Source organism: Nonomuraea sp. B10E15, from assembly GCF_039871615.1.
Lineage (GTDB): Bacteria > Actinomycetota > Actinomycetes > Streptosporangiales > Streptosporangiaceae > Nonomuraea.
In genome coordinates this window covers 183,768-202,804 of the sequence record NZ_JBDPMB010000013.1, presented here as the reverse complement: position 1 = coordinate 202,804, position 19,037 = coordinate 183,768, and the positions used below count along the sequence as shown (strand labels likewise).

At 72.5% G+C, this 19,037-nt stretch carries 18 protein-coding genes; 9 read left to right on the top strand and 9 right to left on the bottom strand.

Annotated elements, in window-relative coordinates; all coding sequences use genetic code 11:
• Genes ABGB14_RS31375 through ABGB14_RS31365 form a run of 3 tightly spaced genes read right to left on the bottom strand, consistent with a single transcriptional unit; the run spans position 1 to position 3,484 of the window.
• Entirely contained in the window at positions 1-2,031 is a 2,031-nt protein-coding gene (locus ABGB14_RS31375) for a xanthine dehydrogenase family protein molybdopterin-binding subunit (RefSeq protein ID WP_347647444.1), read from the bottom strand.
• Positions 2,028-2,999, bottom strand: a complete 972-nt coding sequence (locus ABGB14_RS31370) for a xanthine dehydrogenase family protein subunit M (RefSeq protein WP_347647443.1) — start codon at positions 2,997-2,999, stop codon at positions 2,028-2,030. The genes ABGB14_RS31375 and ABGB14_RS31370 overlap by 4 nt, the downstream gene beginning before the upstream one ends.
• Positions 2,996-3,484, bottom strand: coding sequence for a 2Fe-2S iron-sulfur cluster-binding protein (locus ABGB14_RS31365; RefSeq protein WP_347647442.1), 489 nt, complete (start codon positions 3,482-3,484; stop codon positions 2,996-2,998). The genes ABGB14_RS31370 and ABGB14_RS31365 overlap by 4 nt, the downstream gene beginning before the upstream one ends.
• A gap of 121 nt (positions 3,485-3,605) precedes the next feature.
• On the opposite strand from ABGB14_RS31365, the gene ABGB14_RS31360 reads away from it, so the two are divergent.
• The 3 genes from ABGB14_RS31360 (at position 3,606) to ABGB14_RS31350 (ending at position 7,622) form a co-directional block, all read left to right on the top strand.
• On the top strand, positions 3,606-4,739 hold the full coding sequence (locus tag ABGB14_RS31360; protein ID WP_347647441.1) for an acetate kinase: 1,134 nt from the start codon (positions 3,606-3,608) through the stop codon (positions 4,737-4,739).
• Positions 4,740-4,832: 93 nt separating this feature from the next.
• Complete coding sequence (locus tag ABGB14_RS31355; protein WP_347647440.1) at positions 4,833-6,959, top strand: ATP-dependent RecD-like DNA helicase; 2,127 nt, start codon at positions 4,833-4,835, stop codon at positions 6,957-6,959.
• 117 nt (positions 6,960-7,076) lie between these two features.
• A complete protein-coding gene (locus ABGB14_RS31350) occupies positions 7,077-7,622 on the top strand; it encodes an RNA 2'-phosphotransferase (protein WP_347647439.1) in 546 nt (181 codons plus the stop codon).
• 99 nt (positions 7,623-7,721) lie between these two features.
• Here ABGB14_RS31350 and ABGB14_RS31345 read toward each other — a convergent pair whose 3' ends face one another.
• Positions 7,722-8,276, bottom strand: a complete 555-nt coding sequence (locus ABGB14_RS31345) for an NADAR family protein (protein WP_347647504.1) — start codon at positions 8,274-8,276, stop codon at positions 7,722-7,724.
• A gap of 129 nt (positions 8,277-8,405) precedes the next feature.
• Here ABGB14_RS31345 and ABGB14_RS31340 point away from each other — a divergent pair, with 129 nt between their 5' ends.
• The 5 genes from ABGB14_RS31340 to ABGB14_RS31320 all read left to right on the top strand — a co-directional run bounded on the left by ABGB14_RS31340 (position 8,406) and on the right by ABGB14_RS31320 (position 11,590).
• Positions 8,406-8,627 carry a DUF2945 domain-containing protein gene (locus ABGB14_RS31340; RefSeq protein WP_132599853.1) on the top strand — a complete coding sequence of 74 codons (222 nt, stop codon included), beginning with the start codon at positions 8,406-8,408 and terminating at the stop codon, positions 8,625-8,627.
• Positions 8,624-8,953: a DUF3140 domain-containing protein gene (locus tag ABGB14_RS31335; RefSeq protein ID WP_347647438.1), complete on the top strand. Its 330-nt coding sequence runs from the start codon at positions 8,624-8,626 to the stop codon at positions 8,951-8,953. The genes ABGB14_RS31340 and ABGB14_RS31335 overlap by 4 nt, the downstream gene beginning before the upstream one ends.
• Positions 8,954-9,110: 157 nt before the next feature.
• On the top strand, positions 9,111-10,463 hold the full coding sequence (locus ABGB14_RS31330) for a potassium transporter TrkG (RefSeq protein WP_347647437.1): 1,353 nt from the start codon (positions 9,111-9,113) through the stop codon (positions 10,461-10,463).
• Positions 10,456-11,118 (top strand): TrkA family potassium uptake protein, encoded by a 663-nt coding sequence (locus ABGB14_RS31325; RefSeq protein ID WP_347647436.1) that lies wholly within the window; start codon positions 10,456-10,458, stop codon positions 11,116-11,118. The genes ABGB14_RS31330 and ABGB14_RS31325 overlap by 8 nt, the downstream gene beginning before the upstream one ends.
• A gap of 28 nt (positions 11,119-11,146) precedes the next feature.
• Positions 11,147-11,590, top strand: a complete 444-nt coding sequence (locus ABGB14_RS31320) for a CBS domain-containing protein (protein ID WP_347647435.1) — start codon at positions 11,147-11,149, stop codon at positions 11,588-11,590.
• A gap of 181 nt (positions 11,591-11,771) precedes the next feature.
• On the opposite strand, the gene ABGB14_RS31315 is transcribed toward ABGB14_RS31320, so the two are convergent.
• From ABGB14_RS31315 to ABGB14_RS31295, 5 genes are read right to left on the bottom strand one after another with little or no spacing between them, the layout of a single operon-like run.
• Complete coding sequence (locus ABGB14_RS31315; protein WP_347647434.1) at positions 11,772-12,428, bottom strand: ATP-binding cassette domain-containing protein; 657 nt, start codon at positions 12,426-12,428, stop codon at positions 11,772-11,774.
• Positions 12,421-13,317, bottom strand: a complete 897-nt coding sequence (locus tag ABGB14_RS31310) for an ABC transporter ATP-binding protein (protein ID WP_347647433.1) — start codon at positions 13,315-13,317, stop codon at positions 12,421-12,423. The genes ABGB14_RS31315 and ABGB14_RS31310 overlap by 8 nt, the downstream gene beginning before the upstream one ends.
• Positions 13,314-14,171: an ABC transporter permease gene (locus ABGB14_RS31305; protein WP_347647432.1), complete on the bottom strand. Its 858-nt coding sequence runs from the start codon at positions 14,169-14,171 to the stop codon at positions 13,314-13,316. The genes ABGB14_RS31310 and ABGB14_RS31305 overlap by 4 nt, the downstream gene beginning before the upstream one ends.
• Complete coding sequence (locus ABGB14_RS31300; protein ID WP_347647431.1) at positions 14,171-15,148, bottom strand: ABC transporter permease; 978 nt, start codon at positions 15,146-15,148, stop codon at positions 14,171-14,173. Before ABGB14_RS31300 ends, ABGB14_RS31305 begins: the two co-directional genes overlap by 1 nt.
• On the bottom strand, positions 15,145-16,689 hold the full coding sequence (locus tag ABGB14_RS31295) for an ABC transporter substrate-binding protein (protein ID WP_347647430.1): 1,545 nt from the start codon (positions 16,687-16,689) through the stop codon (positions 15,145-15,147). The genes ABGB14_RS31300 and ABGB14_RS31295 overlap by 4 nt, the downstream gene beginning before the upstream one ends.
• Before the next feature lie 137 nt (positions 16,690-16,826).
• Between ABGB14_RS31295 and ABGB14_RS31290 the strand changes: the two genes are divergently transcribed.
• Positions 16,827-18,944 carry a DEAD/DEAH box helicase gene (locus tag ABGB14_RS31290; RefSeq protein ID WP_347647429.1) on the top strand — a complete coding sequence of 706 codons (2,118 nt, stop codon included), beginning with the start codon at positions 16,827-16,829 and terminating at the stop codon, positions 18,942-18,944.
• Positions 18,945-19,037: the final 93 nt, after the last annotated feature.

The window sequence follows — 19,037 nt, the reverse complement described above, 5'->3', positions numbered from 1 at the left end:
CTAAAACCTTGACAGAACCTTGACCGGCGTAATGGGCAGGTCGCGCACGCGATGGCCGGTCGCGTGGTGCACGGCGTTGCCGATGGCCGCGGCCGTGCCGACGATGCCGATCTCGCCGATGCCCTTGCTGCCCATCGGGTTGAGCTCGCCGTCCTGCTCGTCCAGCCAGACCGCCTCGACGTGCGGCACGTCCGCGCAGGCGGGCACGTGATACTGCGCCAGGTCCCTGCGCAGGAACCCGCCGAACTCCTCGTCGGTGAGCGTCTCCTCCATCAGCGCCATCCCGAGGCCCATGGTCATCCCGCCGACGAACTGCGACCTGGCCAGCTTGGGCTCCACGATGCGCCCGGCGGCGAAGACGCCGAGCAGGCGCGGCACGCGGATCTCGCCGGTCACGGAGCTGACCCTGACCTCGGCGAACTGCGCGCCGAAGGCGTGCCTGGCCAGCTGCGCGTCGTTCCCGACCTCGCCGGTGGTGTCGGCCCGGCCCTCCTTGCCGTCGCCGTTCATGAGCTCCTCGCAGGCCCGTACGACGGCCGACCCCCACGAGGCCGTGCCCATGGAGCCGCCGGCGACGGGCGCCTCCGGCAGGTCGCTGTCGCCGAGCTCGACGTGCACCTGATCGGTTGGGACGCCGAGCGTGTCCGCGGCGATCCCGGCCAGCGTGGTACGGGCGCCGGTGCCGATGTCGGCGGCGGCCACCTGGACGACGTAGTCACCGTCGCGCACGAAGACGAACGCGCTGGCCGGGCGGCGCCTGGACGGATAGGTGGAGGCGGCCACGCCGGTGCCGACCAGCCACTCCCCCTCGCGCCTGACGCCGGGCTCGGGGTCGCGGTGCCGCCAGCCGAAGCGGCGGGCGCCCTCGCGCAGGCACATGACGAGGTTGCGGGAGCTGAACGGCAGCCCGCCCTCCGGCTCGGCGTCGGCGTCGTTGACGACGCGCAGCTCGACGGGGTCCATGCCGAGGGCGCAGGCGAGCTCGTCCATGGCGGACTCGAGCGCGTACATGCCGGGGCACTCCCCCGGCGCGCGCATCCACGACGGGGTGGCCACGTCCAGCCGGACCAGCCGGTGCGCGGTGCGCAGCGCGGGCGTGGCGTACATGACGCGGGCCGGGGTCGCGGTCTGCTCGGCGAACTCCACCAGCGTCGAGCTCTGCTCGTACGCCACGTGCTCCACCGCCGTGAGCCGGCCGCCGGCGTCCGCGCCGAGCCGCAGCCGCTGGATCGTCGGCGTGCGGTAGCCGGTGACGTCGAACATCTGCTGCCGGGTCAGCGCGATCTTGACCGGGCGGCCCGCGGCCCTGGCCGCCAGGGCGGCGAGCACGGCGTGCGGCCTGGTGGAGCCCTTCGCCCCGAAGCCGCCGCCGACGTGCCTGGACACCACGCGCACGTCCTCCCGCGGCAGGCCGAACGTCTGCGCGATGGTGTCGCGGTCGGGGGAGGCGCCCTGCGTGCTGTCGTAGACCAGCAGCCTGCCCTCGGGGTCCCACACGGCCACCGCGGCGTGCGGCTCCATCGGGTTGTTGTGCAGGACAGGCGTCGAGTACGTCACGTCCACGCTCGCGGCCGCGCCGGCGAGGCCCGCCTCGACGTCGCCCTTCACGGTGTCGGACGGGTAGTCGGGGTTGACGACGTCCGGCCGGTAGAAGCCGGGATGATCGGTGCGCAGGGCGACGTCGTGGTCGTCCGGGTCGTACTCGACGCGCACGGCCGCGGCGGCGGCTCGGGCGTTCTCGTAGGTGTCGGCGACGACGGCGGCGACGATCTGGCCGCGGTAGGCGACGTCGCGGCTCTGGAAGAGCGCCAGCTCGGCGTCGGCGTCCTCGGCCAGCGGGGGCGGGTCCTCGCAGGACAGCACGGCCAGCACGCCGGGCATCTCGCGGGCCCCGGCGTCGTGGACGCGGACGATGCGGCCCTTGGCGACCAGCGACTGCACGGGGTAGGCGTAGGCGACGGCTTCGACCGGGTATTCGGCCGCGTACGTGGCCAGCCCGGTGACCTTGACGCGGCCCTCGACGCGGTTCACGGTGCCAGCTCCTCGAGGGTCGCGACGATCAGGTTTCTGGCCAGCGGCAGCTTGTAGGCGTTGCGCGGCAGCGGGCGGGCCTGCTCGAGCTCGGCCTCCGCGGCCTCCAGGAACGCCGCGCCGGTGGCGGGCCCGCCGATCAGCAGCCGCTCGGCGCGCGTGGCACGCCACGGGACGTGGGCCACGCTGCCGAGCGCGATGCGGCAGTCGCTCACGACGCCGTCGGAGCCGACGTCGAGCGAGGCGGCGATGGACACGAGCGCGAACGCGAACGACGCCCGCTCGCGCACCTTCCGGTACGCGGAGGCTCCCGGCGGCGGCGCGGGCAGCTCCACGGCCGTGATCAGGTCGCCGGGTTCCAGCACCGTGTCGCGTTCCGGCTCGTCGCCCGGCAGGCGGTGCAGCCCGGGCATGGGAATGATCCGGTCGCCTCCCGGTCCGGTGACGTGCACCTCGGCGTCCAGCGCGGCCAGCGCGACCGCCATGTCCGACGGGTGGGTGGCCACGCACGCGCCGGAGGCGCCGAGCACGGCCAGGTTGCCGTGGTCGCCTTCGATGGCCGGGCAGCCGGAGCCCGGCCGGCGCTTGTTGCACGGCCTGCTCACGTCCTGGAAGTAGGCGCAGCGGGTGCGTTGCAGCAGGTTGCCGGCCACGGTCGCCATGTTGCGCACCTGCCCGGACGCCCCGGCCAGCACCGCCCGCGCGAGCATCGGGTAGCGGGTGCGCACGAGCGGGTCGGCGGCGAGATCGGTGTTGCGCACGGCCGCGCCCACGCGGAGCCGGTCGCCGACCGGCTCGATCACGTCGAGAGGCAGCCGGCTGACGTCCACCAGCTGGTCGGGCTCGGCCACGCCGAGCCGCATGAGGTCGACCAGGTTGGTGCCGCCGCCGAGGTACATGGTGCCGGGCCGGAACCGGCGCACGGCGTCGGACGGGCTGCCGGGGCGGGCGTACTCGAAGCGCTTCACGGGGCGGCCTCGGCGATCGCCTTGACGATGTTGACGTAGGCACCGCACCTGCACAGGTTGCCGCTCATCCGTTCCCTGATCTCCTCGGGCGTCAGCTCTGGATCGAGCGCGACATCGCCGGTGACGGCGCTCGGCCCCGGCTCGCCCAGCATGGCCACGGCCGAGCAGAGCTGGCCCGGCGTGCAGTAGCCGCACTGGAACGCGTCGTGTTCCATGAAGGCCGCCTGCAGCGGATGCAGGTCGTCCCCCTCGGCCAGTCCTTCGACGGTGACGACCTCGCAGCCGTCCACGGCGACCGCCAGCGCGAGGCACGCGTTGGCCCGCCGCCCGTCGATGAGGACCGTGCACGCGCCGCACTGCCCGTGGTCGCAGCCCTTCTTGGCGCCGATCAGCCCCAGCCGCTCGCGCAGCAGATCGAGCAGCGACATCCGCGGGTCGACGTCGACCGCGTGGGGTGTGCCGTTCACCTTCAGGGTGATGTCCATGGCGCACGACTACCCGACGCCCTCACCGAGCAATCCTGAGGACGCCAAATCCAGACGGAGCCTTGATTTGCCCAGTTTTGCGGGACCACTGCCGGGTAGCGCGGCGGTCATGGGGCGGGCCATGGACGAACAGACGACGGACTCCGCGGCGATCCTGACCGTGAACGCCGGCTCGTCGAGCCTGCGCCTCGATCTCGTCCAGGGCGGCAGCGTGCTCGACAGCGCGCACGCCGAGCGCGCCGCCGACCCGGGCGCCGCGCGGGAGGCGCTGTCGGCGTTCCTCGGCGGCCACTTCGACCGCGACATCCGGGCCGTGGCGCACCGGCTGGTGCACGGCGGCGACGTCGTCCGCGCCCCGGCGGTCGCCGACGACGAGACGGTCGCCGCGTTGCGCGGCGTCACGGGCCTGGCGCCGCTGCACCTGCCGCCCGCGCTGGCCCTGCTGGACGCGGCCCGCGAGCAGCTGCCGGCCGTGCCACACGTGCTCTGCCCCGACACCGCCTTCCACGCCGGCCTGCCGGACGCGGCGGCGGTCTATCCGCTGCCGTCCGAATGGCGCGGGCGGCACGGCCTGCGCCGGTACGGCTTCCACGGCCTGTCGTACGCCTGGGCCGCGGGACGGGTGGCCGACCTGCTCGGCCGACCGCTCGAGGAGCTGGACCTGGTGCTGGCGCACCTGGGCGGCGGCTGCTCCGTGTGCGCGGTGTCGGGCGGGCGCAGCCTGGACACCTCGATGGGGTTCACTCCTCTCGACGGGCTGCCCATGAGCAAGCGCTCGGGCAGCGTGGACCCGGGGATGCTGGTGTGGCTGCTGTCGGAGGGCCACCTGTCGGTGGCGGAGCTCGGCGAAGGGCTGGAACGGCGGTCGGGGCTGCTCGGCCTGTCCGACGGCCTGTCCGGTGACACGCGCGACCTGGTCAAGGCCGAGCGTGACGGTGACGACGCGGCCGGGCTGGCGCTGCGCGTGCTCGCCCACCGGGTGAGCAGGGAGATCGCCGCCGCGGCCACCTCGCTCCGGCGGATCGACGCCCTCGTGTTCACCGGGGAGATCGGCTGGGACCAGCCCGAGGTGCGCGAAGCCGTCTGCGGCCGTCTCGGCCTGCTCGGGGTGCTGCCGCCCGTACGCGGCAACCGCCACGACGACGGGCCGGTCAGCGCGCCCGGCGCCGCCGTGCCCGTCCTGGTGGTCCAGGTGCGCGAGGAGCTGCAGCTCGCCCGCGAGTGCCTGGACGTCCTCGCGGACACGGATTCCTGACGGAGCGCCACCAGGCCCGCGGGCCCGCGCCGACGCTGTCCGCGGCGCCCGGCGTTTGGACGACTGTCGGTGGCGGGTGATTGGATCCCTGCTGTGGAGGCGTCGGTCGAGCAGCTCGTCTACGTCCGCGAGGACGCATACACCGTGGCGCGCATGAGCGCCGACGGCGTGCCCGGCTTCGTGGCCACCGGGCGGGCGCTGGGCGGGGTGCAGCCGGGCGAGACGCTGCGGTTGTCCGGCGACTGGAGCAGGCATCCGCGCCACGGCAGGCGGTTCGCGGTGAGCGCGTGCGAGCGGGTGACCCCCTCCTCGGTCCGCGCCATCCGCATCTATCTCGGATCGGGGCTGATCAGGGGCATCGGGCCGCGGCTGGCGTACGCGATCGTCGACCACTTCGGCGAGGCCACGCTCAAGGTGATCGACGCCGAGCCGGAGCGGCTCACCGAGGTCGTCAACATCGGGCCGCAGCGGCAGGGGCAGATCGTCCAGGCGTGGCAGGAGCAGAAGGCGATCGCCGCGCTCATGGTGACGTTGCAGGGCCTGGGGGTCAGCCCGCTGCTGGCCGCGAAGATCTACCAGGTGTTCGGTCCCGACGCCGACGAGGTCCTGGCCACCGACCCGTACGCGCTCATCGGGCGGGTCAGGGGCATCGCCTTCCGGGTCGCCGACAGGATCGCGCTGCAGTCGGGGGTGCCCGAGCGCAGCCCGCAGCGGGTCAAGGCGGCCCTGCTCGACCGCGTCGAGGCGGCGGGCAACCGCGACGGCCACTGTTTCGTCCCCGTCTCCGCCCTGGTCAGAGAGACGGCGGAGCTGATCGAGCAGGATGAGGAGCTGATGCGGCCGATGGTCGACGTGCTCGTGGGCGAGCGCCGGCTGGTCGTGGAGACCGCCCCCGACCGGCCCCGGCAGGCGGTCGCCTACGCCAAGCACGTCCACGCCCGCGAGGTGGCGCTGACCGAGCAGCTCACCCGGCTGGCGCGCGCCCGCTCCACGCTGCCGCTGCGCGCCTTCCGGGAGGACCCTGAGCTCCACGACGACCAGCGCGCCGCCGTCAACATGGCGCTGACCAGCACGCTCTCCCTCCTCACCGGCGGCCCGGGGTGCGGCAAGAGCCACACGGTGAAGGCCATCGCGACCACCGTCAGGGCCGCGGGCGGCACAGTGACGCTCACCGCTCCCACGGGCAAGGCGGCCAAGCGGTTGTCCGAGCTCACCGGGCTGCCGGCCATGACCGTGCACCGGATGCTCGCCCAGCAGCCCGATCCCGACCCCGAGACGCTGTTCGACGAGCGGCCGGCCCGGGCCGACCTCATCGTGGTGGACGAGGCGTCCATGCTCGACCTCCACCTGGCGACCCGGCTGACCGCGGCCGTGCCGTCCGGCAGCCACCTGCTGCTGATCGGCGACAGCGACCAGCTCCCGAGCATCGGTCCCGGCGACGTGCTGGCCGACCTGCTGCGCGTCACGGAGATCCCGCGGGTCCAGCTCACCCACGTCTTCCGGCAGGCGGGCGGCAGCGGCATCATCGACGCCGCCCACCGCATCCGCGCCGGCCGGTCGCCCGCGGTGGGGGGCGGGTTCTGGTTCGAGGAGCTCGACGATCCCGAGCAGGTCGCCCGGCGGGTCGCCCACCTGGCGATGGTGGCGATCCCGCGCAAGCAGCAGGTCGAGCCCGGCCAGGTCCAGGTGTTGTGCCCCATGCGCCGGGGCGAGACGGGCGCCGCCGCGCTCGGGCGGCTGATCCAGGACCAGCTCAACCCCGCCGCCGACGGCAAGGCCGAGCACTGGTCGGGGGCGACGGTGTTCAGGGTGGGCGACCGGGTCATGCCGATCCGCAACAACTACGACAAAGGCGTCTTCAACGGCGAGACGGCGACCGTCACCGCGGTGATCCCGGAGGAGCGGATGATCGAGATCCGCACCGACGACGGCGAGAGCGTGCGCTACGGGTTCGACGAGCTCGACGATCTGACCCATGCCTACGCCATCAGCGTGCACCGCTCGCAGGGCAGCGAATACCCGTTCGTGGTCGCGCCGATCGTGGCCGAGGCCGGAGGCGTCATGTTGCGGCGCAAGCTGCTCTACACGCTGGTCACCAGGGCCAAGGCGTGGGTCGTGCTGGTGGGGCAGCGCGAGGCGCTGGAGCTGGCGGTGCACCGGGTGGGCCGGCGCAGGAACACCGGCCTGGCCCGGCGCCTGGCTCTCAGCCTCGAGAGCTGACGTCGCCCGCCATGGCCCGTCGCACGGCCCGTTGAATGGCCCCGTTGAATGGCCCCGTTGAATGGCCCCGTGGAATGGCTGGGGCAAAGCGGTTGACGGGCGCGGGACGATGGGGTGGTGGACGAGCGTCGCCAGACACGGATCTCGAAATACCTGGCCCGGCACCTGCGGCACGACCCGCAGCGCATCGGGCTGGCGCTCGACGCCCAGGGATGGACGCCGGTCGACGAGCTGCTGCGGGCCGCCGCCGCGCACGGGTTCCCGTTCACGGAGGCGGAGCTGGGCCAGGTCGTCGCCGCCAACGACAAGCGGCGCTACACGATGGCGGACGGCCGCATCCGGGCCAACCAGGGGCACTCGGTGCCGGTCGACCTCGATCTGCCCGCCGTCGCGCCTCCCGAGACGCTCTATCACGGCACCGTGCGGCGGTTCGTGGCGCCGATCAAGGAGGAGGGGCTGCGGCCGATGAGCCGGCACCACGTGCACCTGTCGCCCGATCGGGAGACGGCTACGCGGGTGGGCGGCCGCCGGGGCGTTCCCGTGGTGCTCGTGGTGGCGGCCGGGGCGATGCACAGGGACGGGCACGTGTTCCTGCTCAGCGCCAACGGGGTGTGGCTGGCCGACCACGTGCCGCCCGGCTATCTCCGCTTTCCCTCCGGTTGATCGGCGGTGAAGCGACGGTGTGGCCGCGGCGTCACGACCAGGGCGCGACGGGGTGATCGCGGCCCGGCGGCGGGAGCGTCCGGCGCGAGGTGATCGCGGTCATGGCGTGGTGGCTTGGCGGAGCGCGTCGCGGGCGGCCATGAGAGCGAAGCCGAGCAGGTTGAGGCCCGGCCACGTCGCGGGCGAGGCGGCGCGCTCGTCGGTGGCCGCCAGTCCGATGCCCCACACCCGGTCGAGCGGGCTCGCCTCCACCAGCACCCGGTTCGACGTCCCCCGCAGGAACGCGGCCAGCTCCGCGTGCTGCCCGAACTTGGCGATGCTCCCCCGCACCACGATGCCGTAGCGGTGGGCGCCCCATGTCGCCTCGTCGAAGCCGCGCACGGTGCGGCCGAGGGCTTTCGCCTCACCCGGGTGGCCGGCGGCGAGGATCTTGGCCGCGCTTTCCCCGTCACCGAACAACCACGCCTTGTGCGCCATCATGTAGTGCTCGGCCGAGGCGTACGTGTGCCCGTCCTCGTGGAACGTGACCGGCCACCACTGGCTGAGGCAGCCCGGGCCTGGGCCGCCGTCGCGGGCCGGCCGGTGGCCCCAGAAGAAGAGGAACTTCAGTGGCCGGCCCGCGCGTTCCGCGGCGATCGTCTCCGCGACGGTCATCGGAAGGGGAGCGTCGTCTGGCATGGCCTCAACCTACGGGACCGGCTCCGGCCGGGCAGCGTGACCCGCGTCCGGGTAAAGAACGGGTGCGCCGGGGCTACCCGCGTGGGCGCCGGGTAGCCGGAGCGCATGGGAAAGAAGAAGGAACCGGCCGAGGGTGACGAGGTCACCTGGCGCAGCCACGGCTCCACCGCCAAGGGCAAGGTGGAGAAGAAGCTCACCAAGAGGCAGAAGGAGGCCGGCCGCACGGTCGCGGCCTCTCCCGAGGAGCCCCAGTACGTGGTGCGCAGCGAGAAGAGCGGCAAGAAGGCCGTGCACAAGCCGTCGGCGCTGCGCAAGGAAGGCTCGTGAGCGAGGACCGCCGGCAGGTCGCGGCCGAGTTCGGCAAGTCCGTGAACATGACCGCCGGCGAGCTCGAACGCTGGCTGGCCACCGACGAGTCCCTGGCGGTGGGGCAGAAGGACGGCGGCGGCGAGTCGGTCGGCCACGAGTCCGGCAGGAGGATCGTCGACCTCCTCCGGAAGAAGAAGGGCGACTGGACGGACGACGACTACGACCACATGAACAAGGTCGTCGGCTACGTCCACCGCCACCTCGCGCAGCGCCCTTCCGGCGACGTCACGGCGTCCAGGTGGCGTTACTCGCTGATGAACTGGGGCCATGATCCACTCAAGTGACGCGGGGGGTGTTCACGGGCGGACGACTCTGGTGCGCCGGCGCCCTGGAAGGCTGTTACCGTAGTGCGCTGTGAGCAGGGGAAGTCTCTCGGCTTCGACTGCCTGCTGAGGTTTCCCTAGGGGCGTGCACGATGCGTGACATGCGGGGCGGCGATCGATGATGGGCGCGACACCGCCCTTTCCAGCCAGAATCCGGCATCCCGCCCAGCTCGTGGTCGCCGCGTTCGGCCTGGCCGTGGCCGTCGGCACCGCCCTGCTCTCGCTGCCGATCGCCACCGAAGAGGGCGAGGCCACGGACACCGTGGTCGCGCTGTTCACCGCCGCCTCTGCCGTCTGCGTCACCGGGCTGGCCGTCGTCGACACCGCGTCACACTGGTCGGCGTTCGGCGAAGTGGTGATCGCCGGGCTGTCCCAGGCGGGCGGCCTCGGGATCATGACGCTGGCCACCCTGTTCACCCTGTTCATCTCGGGCCGGCTGGGACTGCGGGCGCGGATCGCCGCCCAGACGGAGACCAAGACGCTGAGCATGAGCGACGTGCGCAAGCTGGTGCGCAAGATCTTCCTGTTCAGCCTGGCCTGCGAGGCCGTCGCCGCCGTCCTGCTCACCGGCCGCTTCGTCATCGGCTACGGCGAGTCCTTAGGCCGCGCCGCCTACCTGGGCGCCTTCCACGCGATCTCCGCCTTCAACAGCTCCGGGTTCGTGCTCTGGCCGGACAACTTCATCCGGTTCGTCGCCGACCCGTGGATCTGCCTGACCATCGCGACCGCGGCCATCGTCGGCGGGCTGGGCTTCCCCGTGGTGTTCGAGCTGGCCCGGTCATGGCGGCATCCGAGCAGATGGACGGTGCTGACCAGGATCACCGTCGCGGTGACCGTGACGTTGCTGGTGTTCGGCACGCTCGTCTTCCTGGCCACCGAATGGCGCAACCCCCGGACGTTCGGCCCGCTCGACGACGGCGGGAAGCTGCTGGCCGCCTTCTTCACGTCGGTGATGCCGCGCTCGGCCGGGTTCAACGTCGTCGACATCGGGCAGATGTACCCGTCGAGCTGGCTGGCCACCGACCTGCTGATGTTCATCGGCGGGGGCAGCGCCGGCACCGCGGGCGGCATCAAGGTGACCACGATCGGGATGCTCGCGTTCATCGTCTGGGCCGAGCTCCGCGGGGAGAGCAGGGTGAACATCGGTCACCGGCGGCTTCCCGAGACCACGCAGCGCCAGGTGGTCACGATCACGGTGATGGGCGTCGCGCTCGTGACCGTGTCGACGTACGCGCTGCTCGCGCTCACCCCCCACAGGCTGGACCAGGTGCTGTTCGAGGTGATCTCGGCGTTCGGCACGGCGGGCCTGTCCACCGGCATCACCCCGGAAGTCGGCACGGCCGGGCACCTGCTCCTGACGGTGCTGATGTTCATCGGCCGGATCGGCCCCCTCACCCTGGGCTCGGCCCTGGCACTCAACAGGCGCGCCCGCCACTACGAGCTACCCGAGGAGCGAGTCATCGTTGGCTGAGTACAAAGGCGACCCCGTCGTCGTCATCGGGCTGGGGCGATTCGGTACGTCCCTGGCGCTGGAGCTCACCCGGCGCGGCACCGAGGTGCTGGCCATCGACAGCCGGCCCAAGATCACGCAGAGCCTGGCCGGGCGGATCACCCAGATCGCGACCGCGGACGCCACCGACATCGAAGCGCTGCGCCAGCTCGGAGTGTCCGACTTCTACCAGGCGGTGGTGGCCGTGGGCAGCGACATCGAGGCCAGCATCCTGACCACGTCGCTGCTGGTCGAACTGGAGATCAACGACATCTGGGCCAAGGCCATCAGCACCCAGCACGGCCGCATCCTCAGCCGCATCGGCGCCCACCACGTCGTCTTCCCCGAGCACGACATGGGCGAGCGGGTCGCCCACCTGGTCAGCGGCCGGATGCTCGACTACATGCAGGTGGACGACGACTTCGCGCTGGCCAAGACCACGCCGCCCAAGGAATATGTCGGCATCCCGCTCGGCCAGTCCAACCTGCGCCGCAAGTACGGGGTCACCATCGTGGCGGTCAAGCCCCCGGGCGAGGAGTTCACCTACGCCACCGCGGAGACCGAGCTGTCCTACGGGGACGTGGTCCTCGTCTCCGGCCGTACCGAACAGGTCGAACGCTTCGCGGAGCTGCCATGAGGACCAGGCTCCAGCTGCGGAGGTCATGATGCGCGCACGCGATCTCACGGTCGAGTTCCCCACCGTCACCATGGACACGCCGGCGCTGGAGGCGGCCAGGCTGCTGGCCGAGCGCGATCTGCCCGGGCTCATCCTGGTCGACGACGCCGGGATGCCGGTCAGCATCCTGCCCGGCACGCAGGTGCTGCGCCTGGCGGTGCCCGCCTACTGCCGGGACGACCCGGCGCTGGCCCGGGTGGTCGACGAGGCCCACGCCGACCTCTTCCTGCGGCAGCTCGGCGGCCGCACCGTCCGGGAGTGCCTGCCGGAGCAGCCGCGCGAGCTGCCGGTGGCCGACATGACGGCGACGGTGCTGGAGCTGGCGGCGCTGATGGCGCGTACGCGCAGCCCGCTGGTGGCCGTCGTGGACGGCGGGCGGCTGGCCGGCGCGGTCACCCTGCAATCCCTCCTCGACCGCGCCCTCGAGCTGTGACCCGCGCCCTCCGGGCGGCTCGTGGGTGCTGAGCCGGCGCGGAGCCCGTTCGTCCCACCGAACGGGCGCGAAGGCGTCCGCGGCGGGCGGTGCGAGCAGGGTGACGCCGCTGGGGCGGGCGGTCGATCAGGTGTGTCCGGCGCACCGGCCGGGCGGGGCTCGGCGTGATCCGGCCCGGCCGTCAGGCCGGCCGGGTGGGCTGGGGCCGGGACGACCAGTCGTGTACGTTGCCGCCCGCCCAGCGGTCGAGCAGTTCGGTGTCGTGGCTGATGGCCAGCACCCCGGCCCCCGTGCGCTTCCGGTACTCCTCGATCATGGCGACGAGGTGGGCCTGGGTGGAGGCGTCGAGCATGGTGGTCATCTCGTCGCAGATGAGGTAGCGCGGTTCGAGCGCCAGCGCCCGGGCGACGCAGGCGCGCTGAAGCTGCCCGTCCGACACCTCGTGCGGCCGGCGGCCGAACAGCTCGGCCGTGAGCCCCAGCTCCTCCGCCAGGAGGAGGGCTCGTTCGAGGGGCCGGCGGGCGGCGCGCAGCGGCTCGGTGATCACGTCGAGCAGTGTGAAGAGCGGGTCCACGGCCAGGCGCGGCTGCTGGAAGACCAGTCCGATCGAGGTGCGGTGCGGTGCCCGATATCGCCACCGCGTCATGGCGTGCCCGTCGACGGTGACCGTGCCCGCGGAGGGGCGCAGCAGGAGGGCGAGCACGCGGGCCAGGGTGGACTTGCCGCAGCCGCTGGGCCCGGCCAGGCCGAGGACCTCGCCGGGAGCCACGGACAGCGTCACGCCGTCGAGCACGCGATGCCGGCCGAACAGGACGGTGACGCCGTTGGCCTCAAGCATGGTGGCAGGCCACTCCTTTTCCGCTCATGACGGGGCGTTCTTCGCACACGGGTGTCGCCTGGGAGCAGCGCGGCCGGAAGGCGCAGCCCTCCGGCAGGCGGGTGAGCTCGGGCGGCTGCCCCTGGATCGGGACGAACCCGCGCGAGGGCAGCGCGTCCAGTAGCCCGCGCGCGTAGGGGTGGCGCGGCCCGGCGAAGAACGGGCCCGCCTCGGACAGCTCCACGATGCGGCCGGCGTACATGACGGCGATGTCGTCGGCCACCCGCTCGGCCGCGCGCAGGTCGTGGGTGATGACGAGCACCGCGCGGCCCTCGTCGCACAGGCGGCGCAGCTCGGTCATGGTCGCGTCCACGAGGGGCCGGTCGAGGCCGGTGGTGGGCTCGTCGGCGACGATCAGGGGCGGGTCGCCGGCGAGGGCGAGCGCGTTGGCGACGCGCTGCGCCATGCCGCCGGAGAGCTGGTGGGGGTAGCGGTCGAGGTCCTGCGGACGCAGCCCGGCCCGCGCGGCGACCTCGTCGGCTGTCTCCGTACGGCCGAGCTCGCGCAACGCCTCGGCGAGCTGGGCGCGGGCGGTGCGCACGGGCGTGAGGTGGGCGGCGGGACTCTGGGGGACGAGGCCGATCATGCGTCCGCGTACCTGCCCGGCCAGCACCTTCTCCGGGGCGGCGACCAGGTCGAGCGGGCCGAGCCAGGCGTGCCCGGTGACGTCGGCGTTGCCCGGCAGCAGGCCGAGCAGGGCATGCGCCATCACGGACTTGCCGCAGCCGGACTCGCCGACCAGTGCCAGGCAGCGGCCCTCGCGCAGCTCGAAGCGGGCGTCGGTGACCGCCTGCACGACCGCGCCGGGCAGCCGGAAACGGATCGACAACCCGTCGACACGCAACCTCACAACACCAGCTCCGATCTCCAGCGCGGGTTGGTCCGGTCGCGCAGGTGCTGGGCGAGCGCCGAGACCGCCAGCGTGGGCAGCAGGATGAACAGGCCGGGGAACAGGCTCGGCCACCAGTCCCCTGCGAGCAGCGAGCGCTGCCCATCGTTGATCATGTTGCCGAGCGAGGCCAGGTGGGGCGGCAGCCCCAGGCCGAGGAAGCTGAGCGCGGTCTCGTGCCAGATGGCGTGCGGGATCATCAGCACGGTGGCGAGCAGCAGGTGGGATACCAGGTTGGGCAGGAAGTGGCGGCGGATGACGCGCAGCCGTCCCGAGCCTCCTGAGATGGCGGCGTCCACGAAGGGCCGCCCGCGCAGCGACAGCACCTCGGATCGTACGATCCTGGCGGCCGTGGTCCAGTGGGTGACCGCCACCGACACCACCACGGCGACCGCGCTCGGCGCGAACAGGGCCACGATGAAGATGCCGAACAGCAGGTGAGGCAGCGCGTTGAAGCCGTCGACGACCCGCATGAGCAGCCGGTCGGCCACTCCCCCCGCCGCGCCGGCGGCCAGCCCGACCAGGCCGCCGATCAGCACGCTCGCCACGGCGGCGACCAGGCCGACCAGGATCGACACGCGCAGCCCGTAGATCGAGCGGATCAGCACGTCCCTGCCGACTTCGTCGGTGCCGAACGGGTGGCCTGGCGAGGGCGGCAGCGAGGCGGCCCGCAGGTCGACGAGCTGCTGGTCGAGCTGGACGATCAGCGGCACCAGCACCACGGCGAGGACCAGCACGGCCAGCGTGCCCAGGGCGATCCGGAGCCGGCGCGCCGGCCTGCCGGACGCGTCCTGGCGTTCGCGGGCGATCTCCATCAGCCCATCCCGAGCACGCGGACGCGGGGGTCAGCCACCGTGTAGGCCAGGTCCGCCAGCAGGTTGCCGCCCACGACCGCGAGTGTGGCCAGCAGGGTGAGCGCGGCCAGCAGGGGGAAGTCGACCGACAGCGCCGCCTTGATGGTGGTGCCGGCCACTCCCGGCCAGGAGAACACCGCCTCCACCAGGATCGCCCCCGTCACCAGCTCCGGCACTCTGGCCCCCATGATCGTGATGAACGGCAGCAGCGCCGAGCGCAGCGCATGCCGCAGCAGCACCGTGCGCCCGCGCAACCCGCGCGCCCGCGCACCCGTGATGAAGTCCTCGCGCAGGACGCCGATGACCGACTCCCGCACGAACAGCAGGAGCCACGACGACTGCGAGAACGCCAGCACGGCCACCGGCAGCACCATGTGGCGCAGCAGGTCGGGCAGCGTCACCGTGGCGGAGGCGGCGTCGGTGAGCCCGCCCGCGGGCAGCCAGCCCAGCGTCACGGAGAACACCCAGATCGCCAGCAGCCCCACCCAGAAGACGGGGGCCGCCTCGTTGGTGTAGGCGGTGCCGGTGACGAGGCGGTCGAGCCACGAGTCGCGCCGCCAGGCGGCCAGCGTTCCCACGGCCAGCCCGGCGACGAGCATCACCACGAGCGCGCATCCGACGACGAGCAGCGTCCAGCCCAGCCGCTCGCCGATGACCTGCGCGACCGGCAGGCGCAGCGACCGCGACTCTCCGAGGTCGCCGCTGAGCAGGTTGCCGAGCCAGGTGGCGTACTGCTCCATGAGGGGTTCGTCGAGCCCCCAGTTGGCCCTGATCCCGGCCATGACCTCCGGACTGGTGATCATGGCCCGCTCGCCCAGATACTGCCGTACGGGGTCGAACGGGGACGCCTTGGCCAGCGCGAACATCCCGAACGTCACGGCCAGCAGCAGCGGCACGGTGAAGGCGAGCCGCCAGGCGACGATCCGCACCCAGGTCATGAGCCGGGCTTCCAGTTCACGACCGTCCCGAGCATGCCGCCGGTGGAGTGCTCGTGCGCCTCGACCCCGACCTGCAGCCCGCTCCAGTCGCCCCGGACGACGTAGGTGTGCTTCAGATGGACGAGGTACAGCCAGACGGCGTCGTCGCGGATGAGCCGCTGCACCTCCTGGTAGGCCTTCTTGCGGGCGGCCTGGTCGGACGTGCGGCGGCCGGTGTCGAGCAGCCGGTCCATGGCGGGGTTCTGGTAGCGGCCCGGGTTGAAGTAGCCCTGGCCGGCGTAGGAGGAGTGGAACAGCTCGTAGTTGGTGTAGTCGGGGTCGTACGGGGTGCCGTACCCCATGATCAGCGCGTCCTTGGACATGCGCTGGTCGATGGCGTCCCAGTCGAGCCCGGCGAGCCGGACGTCGATGCCCACCTGTTTGGCGTCCGAGGCGACGGCGAGGGCGAGTTCCTTGCGCAGCGAGTCGCCGGCCGGGTACATCAGCGTGAACCTGGCGGCCGTGCCGTCCTTGGTTCTGATGCCGTCCGCGCCCGCCTTCCAGCCGGCCTCCTCCAGCGTCGCCACGGCCTTGGCCCGGTCGGGTTGCGCGGAGCCGGTGACAGAGGAATCGTGCCACCCGGTCCCGGGCGCGATCGGCCCGAACGCGGGAGCGCCCGCGCCCGCCAGGATCGCCGAGACCATCGCGGAGCGGTCCACGGCCAGGCTGAGTGCCTTCCGGATGGCCAGGTCGCCGGTCACCGGCCGGTCCATCGGGAACATGACTCCCCGGTAGTCGGCGCTGGGCGCCTCGTGGACGGTCATCCCCGGCTGGTCCCTGAACCGGTCGACCGCCTTGGGCGGCAGCTCGGTCGCGGTGTACTCGCCTGCCGCCATCCTGGTCGCCCGCGCGTTGTCGTCGGTGGTGTACGCGAGCACCAGGTTCTTGACGGCCGGCACGTCGCCCCAGTAACGCTCGTTGGCCTTGAGCGCGATCTTGTCGCCCTTGGTCCAGGACACGAATGTGTACGGTCCGGTCCCTACCGGCTTGCCCGACAAGTCCGATTTATCAGGAACGATGCCGAGCGTGGCCCGCTGCAGGATGGGCGCGTAAGGGTACTTGAGGTGGAAGACGACCGTGCGGGCGTCGGGCGCGTCGACCTTGTCGATGGCGGCGTAGTCGCCCCTGATCGGCGAGTTGTTGCCGGATGCCAGCACCTGCTCGTAGGTGTAGACGACATCCGCGCTGGTCAGAGGCCTGCCGTCGTGGAACGTGACACCCTGGCGCAGGGTGAACTCGACCTTCTCCCCGTCCACCTCCGGCAACGACTCGGCCAGAGCCGGTCGCAGCTTGAGGTCGGGCGTGCGCCGTACGAGCCCGTCGAAGATCAGCGAGCCCCCGTCCGGGGCGTAGCCGAGAACCGGGTTGAGCGAGTCGGGCTCCGAGCCGAGGCCCAGCACGGCGGTGTTCTGTGCGGCCGGAGCCGCGGACGGCTGCGAGGGCGCCGAACACGCGGTCAACGCCAGGACAAACACCCCGAACAGTGCCGATCTTCGCTTCATGCTCGCGACCTTAAAGCGAAGTTCTTCCTATTGCAAGATTGTTGCAATAGTGGCGCATCGCATCGGCCGCCCGTGCCAGGACTCGCCCGGGCGGGCCGTTACACGGTCGCAACCTCGGCGACGGCATCCTAGGTTCGGTGGAACTCCGTGAAGCGGACCGTCTCCTCGCCGCCGCACGCGCGCTGCTGGGCGAGCACGCCGTCGTGTACCGGCAGGCCGCGGCCGCCCTCGACAAGGTGCGCCTCGACGCGGCCAGGACGCAGCTGGAGTCGGTCCCGATCTCCCGGCTGAAAGACGTCACCGACGGCCGGCTGCGCGTCGCCACCCTGGAGAAGGCCGGTTACACCACCGTGCGGCAGGTGCTGGACGCCTCGGCGTACCGGCTGCAGCTGCTTCCGGGGATCGGCGCGCGGACGGCGGGCCACATCCACGCGGCCGCCCGGCAGATCGAGCGGGCGGCGGCCGACGCCGCGAGTGTCCGCATCGACGTCGAGCACCACGACCAGCCGGTCACCGACCTCGTGATCGCCCTGCACCGCCTGGTGCGGGTGGGCCCCGACCTGCCCCGGGCCGTCGCGGCCGCCCGCGACCTGGACGGGCGGCTGGGGCCTTTGCTGGCCGCGGCCAGGCCGGCGCGCAGCCGCCTGCGCATGTGGTTCACGCTGCCCAAGCGGCGGCAGCGGGCACGCGACGCGCTGGCCGAGATCTCCGGCCTGCTCGACGCCTCGGCGGAGACACCGTTGCTGCTCGCCCAGGTCACCACCGATCTGCTGCGCCCGCCCGCGTCCGACCCGGAGGCGTGGGCGGACTTCGAGTCCCGCTCCCCCGAATACTTCGGGCTGCTGACCGACCTCGCCGGGGAGCCCCTGCCGGCGGGCGAGACCTCGCTGCCCGACGACCTGGCGGCCAAGGTCGGCGGGCAGCCGCTCGACGACACCTGCCGCCGGGTGTCGCTCCGCGGCTACCAGGCGTTCGGCGCCCGTTTCGCCCTCGCCCAGGAACGCGTGATCATCGGCGACGAGATGGGCCTGGGCAAGTCGATCGAGGCCATCGCCGTGATGGCGCACCTCAGGGCGGAGGGGGCGACACATTTCCTGGTGGCGTGCCCCACGAGCGTCCTGATCAACTGGGTGCGGGAGATCGAGTCGCGCAGCACCCTGCGCGCCCACCCGCTGCACGGGCCCGACAGGCTCGCGGCCCAGCAGGAGTGGGAGCGGCAGGGCGGCGTCGCCGTGGTCACCCTCGACAGCCTCCACCGGCTCGGCACGGAGGCCGTGCCCGGCCTGCTCGTCGTGGACGAGGCCCACTACGTGAAGAACCCGCAGGCCAAGCGGTCCCAGACGGTCGCCTCATGGTGCCGGCGCGTCGACCGGGTGCTCTTCCTGACCGGCACGCCGATGGAGAACCGCGTGGAGGAGTTCCGCGTGCTGGTCTCCTACCTGCGGCCCGAGCTGGCCGCAGGCCTGCGCAACAGCGACATGGTGGCGGGCGCGCAGGCGTTCAGGAAGGCGGTCGCGCCCGTCTACCTGAGGCGCAACCAGCAGGACGTGCTGGCCGAGTTGCCCGACCGGGTCGACGCGGACGAGTGGGTGGAGTTCAGCGGCGCCGACTTCGCGGCCTACCGGCAGGCCGTGTCCGACGGCAACTTCATGGCCATGCGCCGCGCCGCCTACGCCGAGCCCTCCACCTCGGCCAAGCTGAAGCGCCTGCTCGAACTCGTCGAGGACGCCGAGGCCAACGGGCTCAAGGTGGTCGTGTTCTCCTACTTCCGCGCGGTGCTCGCCCGCGTGCGGGCGGAGCTGAACGGCCGCGCGCACGGGCCGCTGTCGGGCGACGTCGGCGCCGCGCGCCGGCAGCAGGTGGTCGACGAGTTCTCCGCGGCCAAGGGCCACGCGGTGCTGCTCAGCCAGGTGCAGGCGGGCGGGGTGGGGCTCAACCTGCAGGCCGCCTCCGTCGTGATCCTGTGCGAGCCGCAGGTCAAGCCGAGCATGGAAACCCAGGCGATCGGCCGCGCCCACCGGATGGGGCAGGTCCGCAAGGTGCAGGTGCACCGGCTGCTCACGGTCGACTCGGTCGACCAGCGCATGCTGGACATCCTGCACCGCAAGTCGCGGCTCTTCGACGCCTACGCCCGGCGCAGCGACCTGGCCGAGTCGGCGGCCGACGCGGTGGACATCTCGGAGCAGGCGCTGGCCCGGCAGGTGATCGAGGAGGAGCAGCGCCGCCTGCTCGACCACGGTGACGGCACCGGGTGAGCCGGCATCCGTACGACCGGCTCCCCGGCCTCGGCGAACGACGCGCCCTGGAGGAGAGCCCGCCGCTCACCGGACGGCCGCGACGTCCCGGCC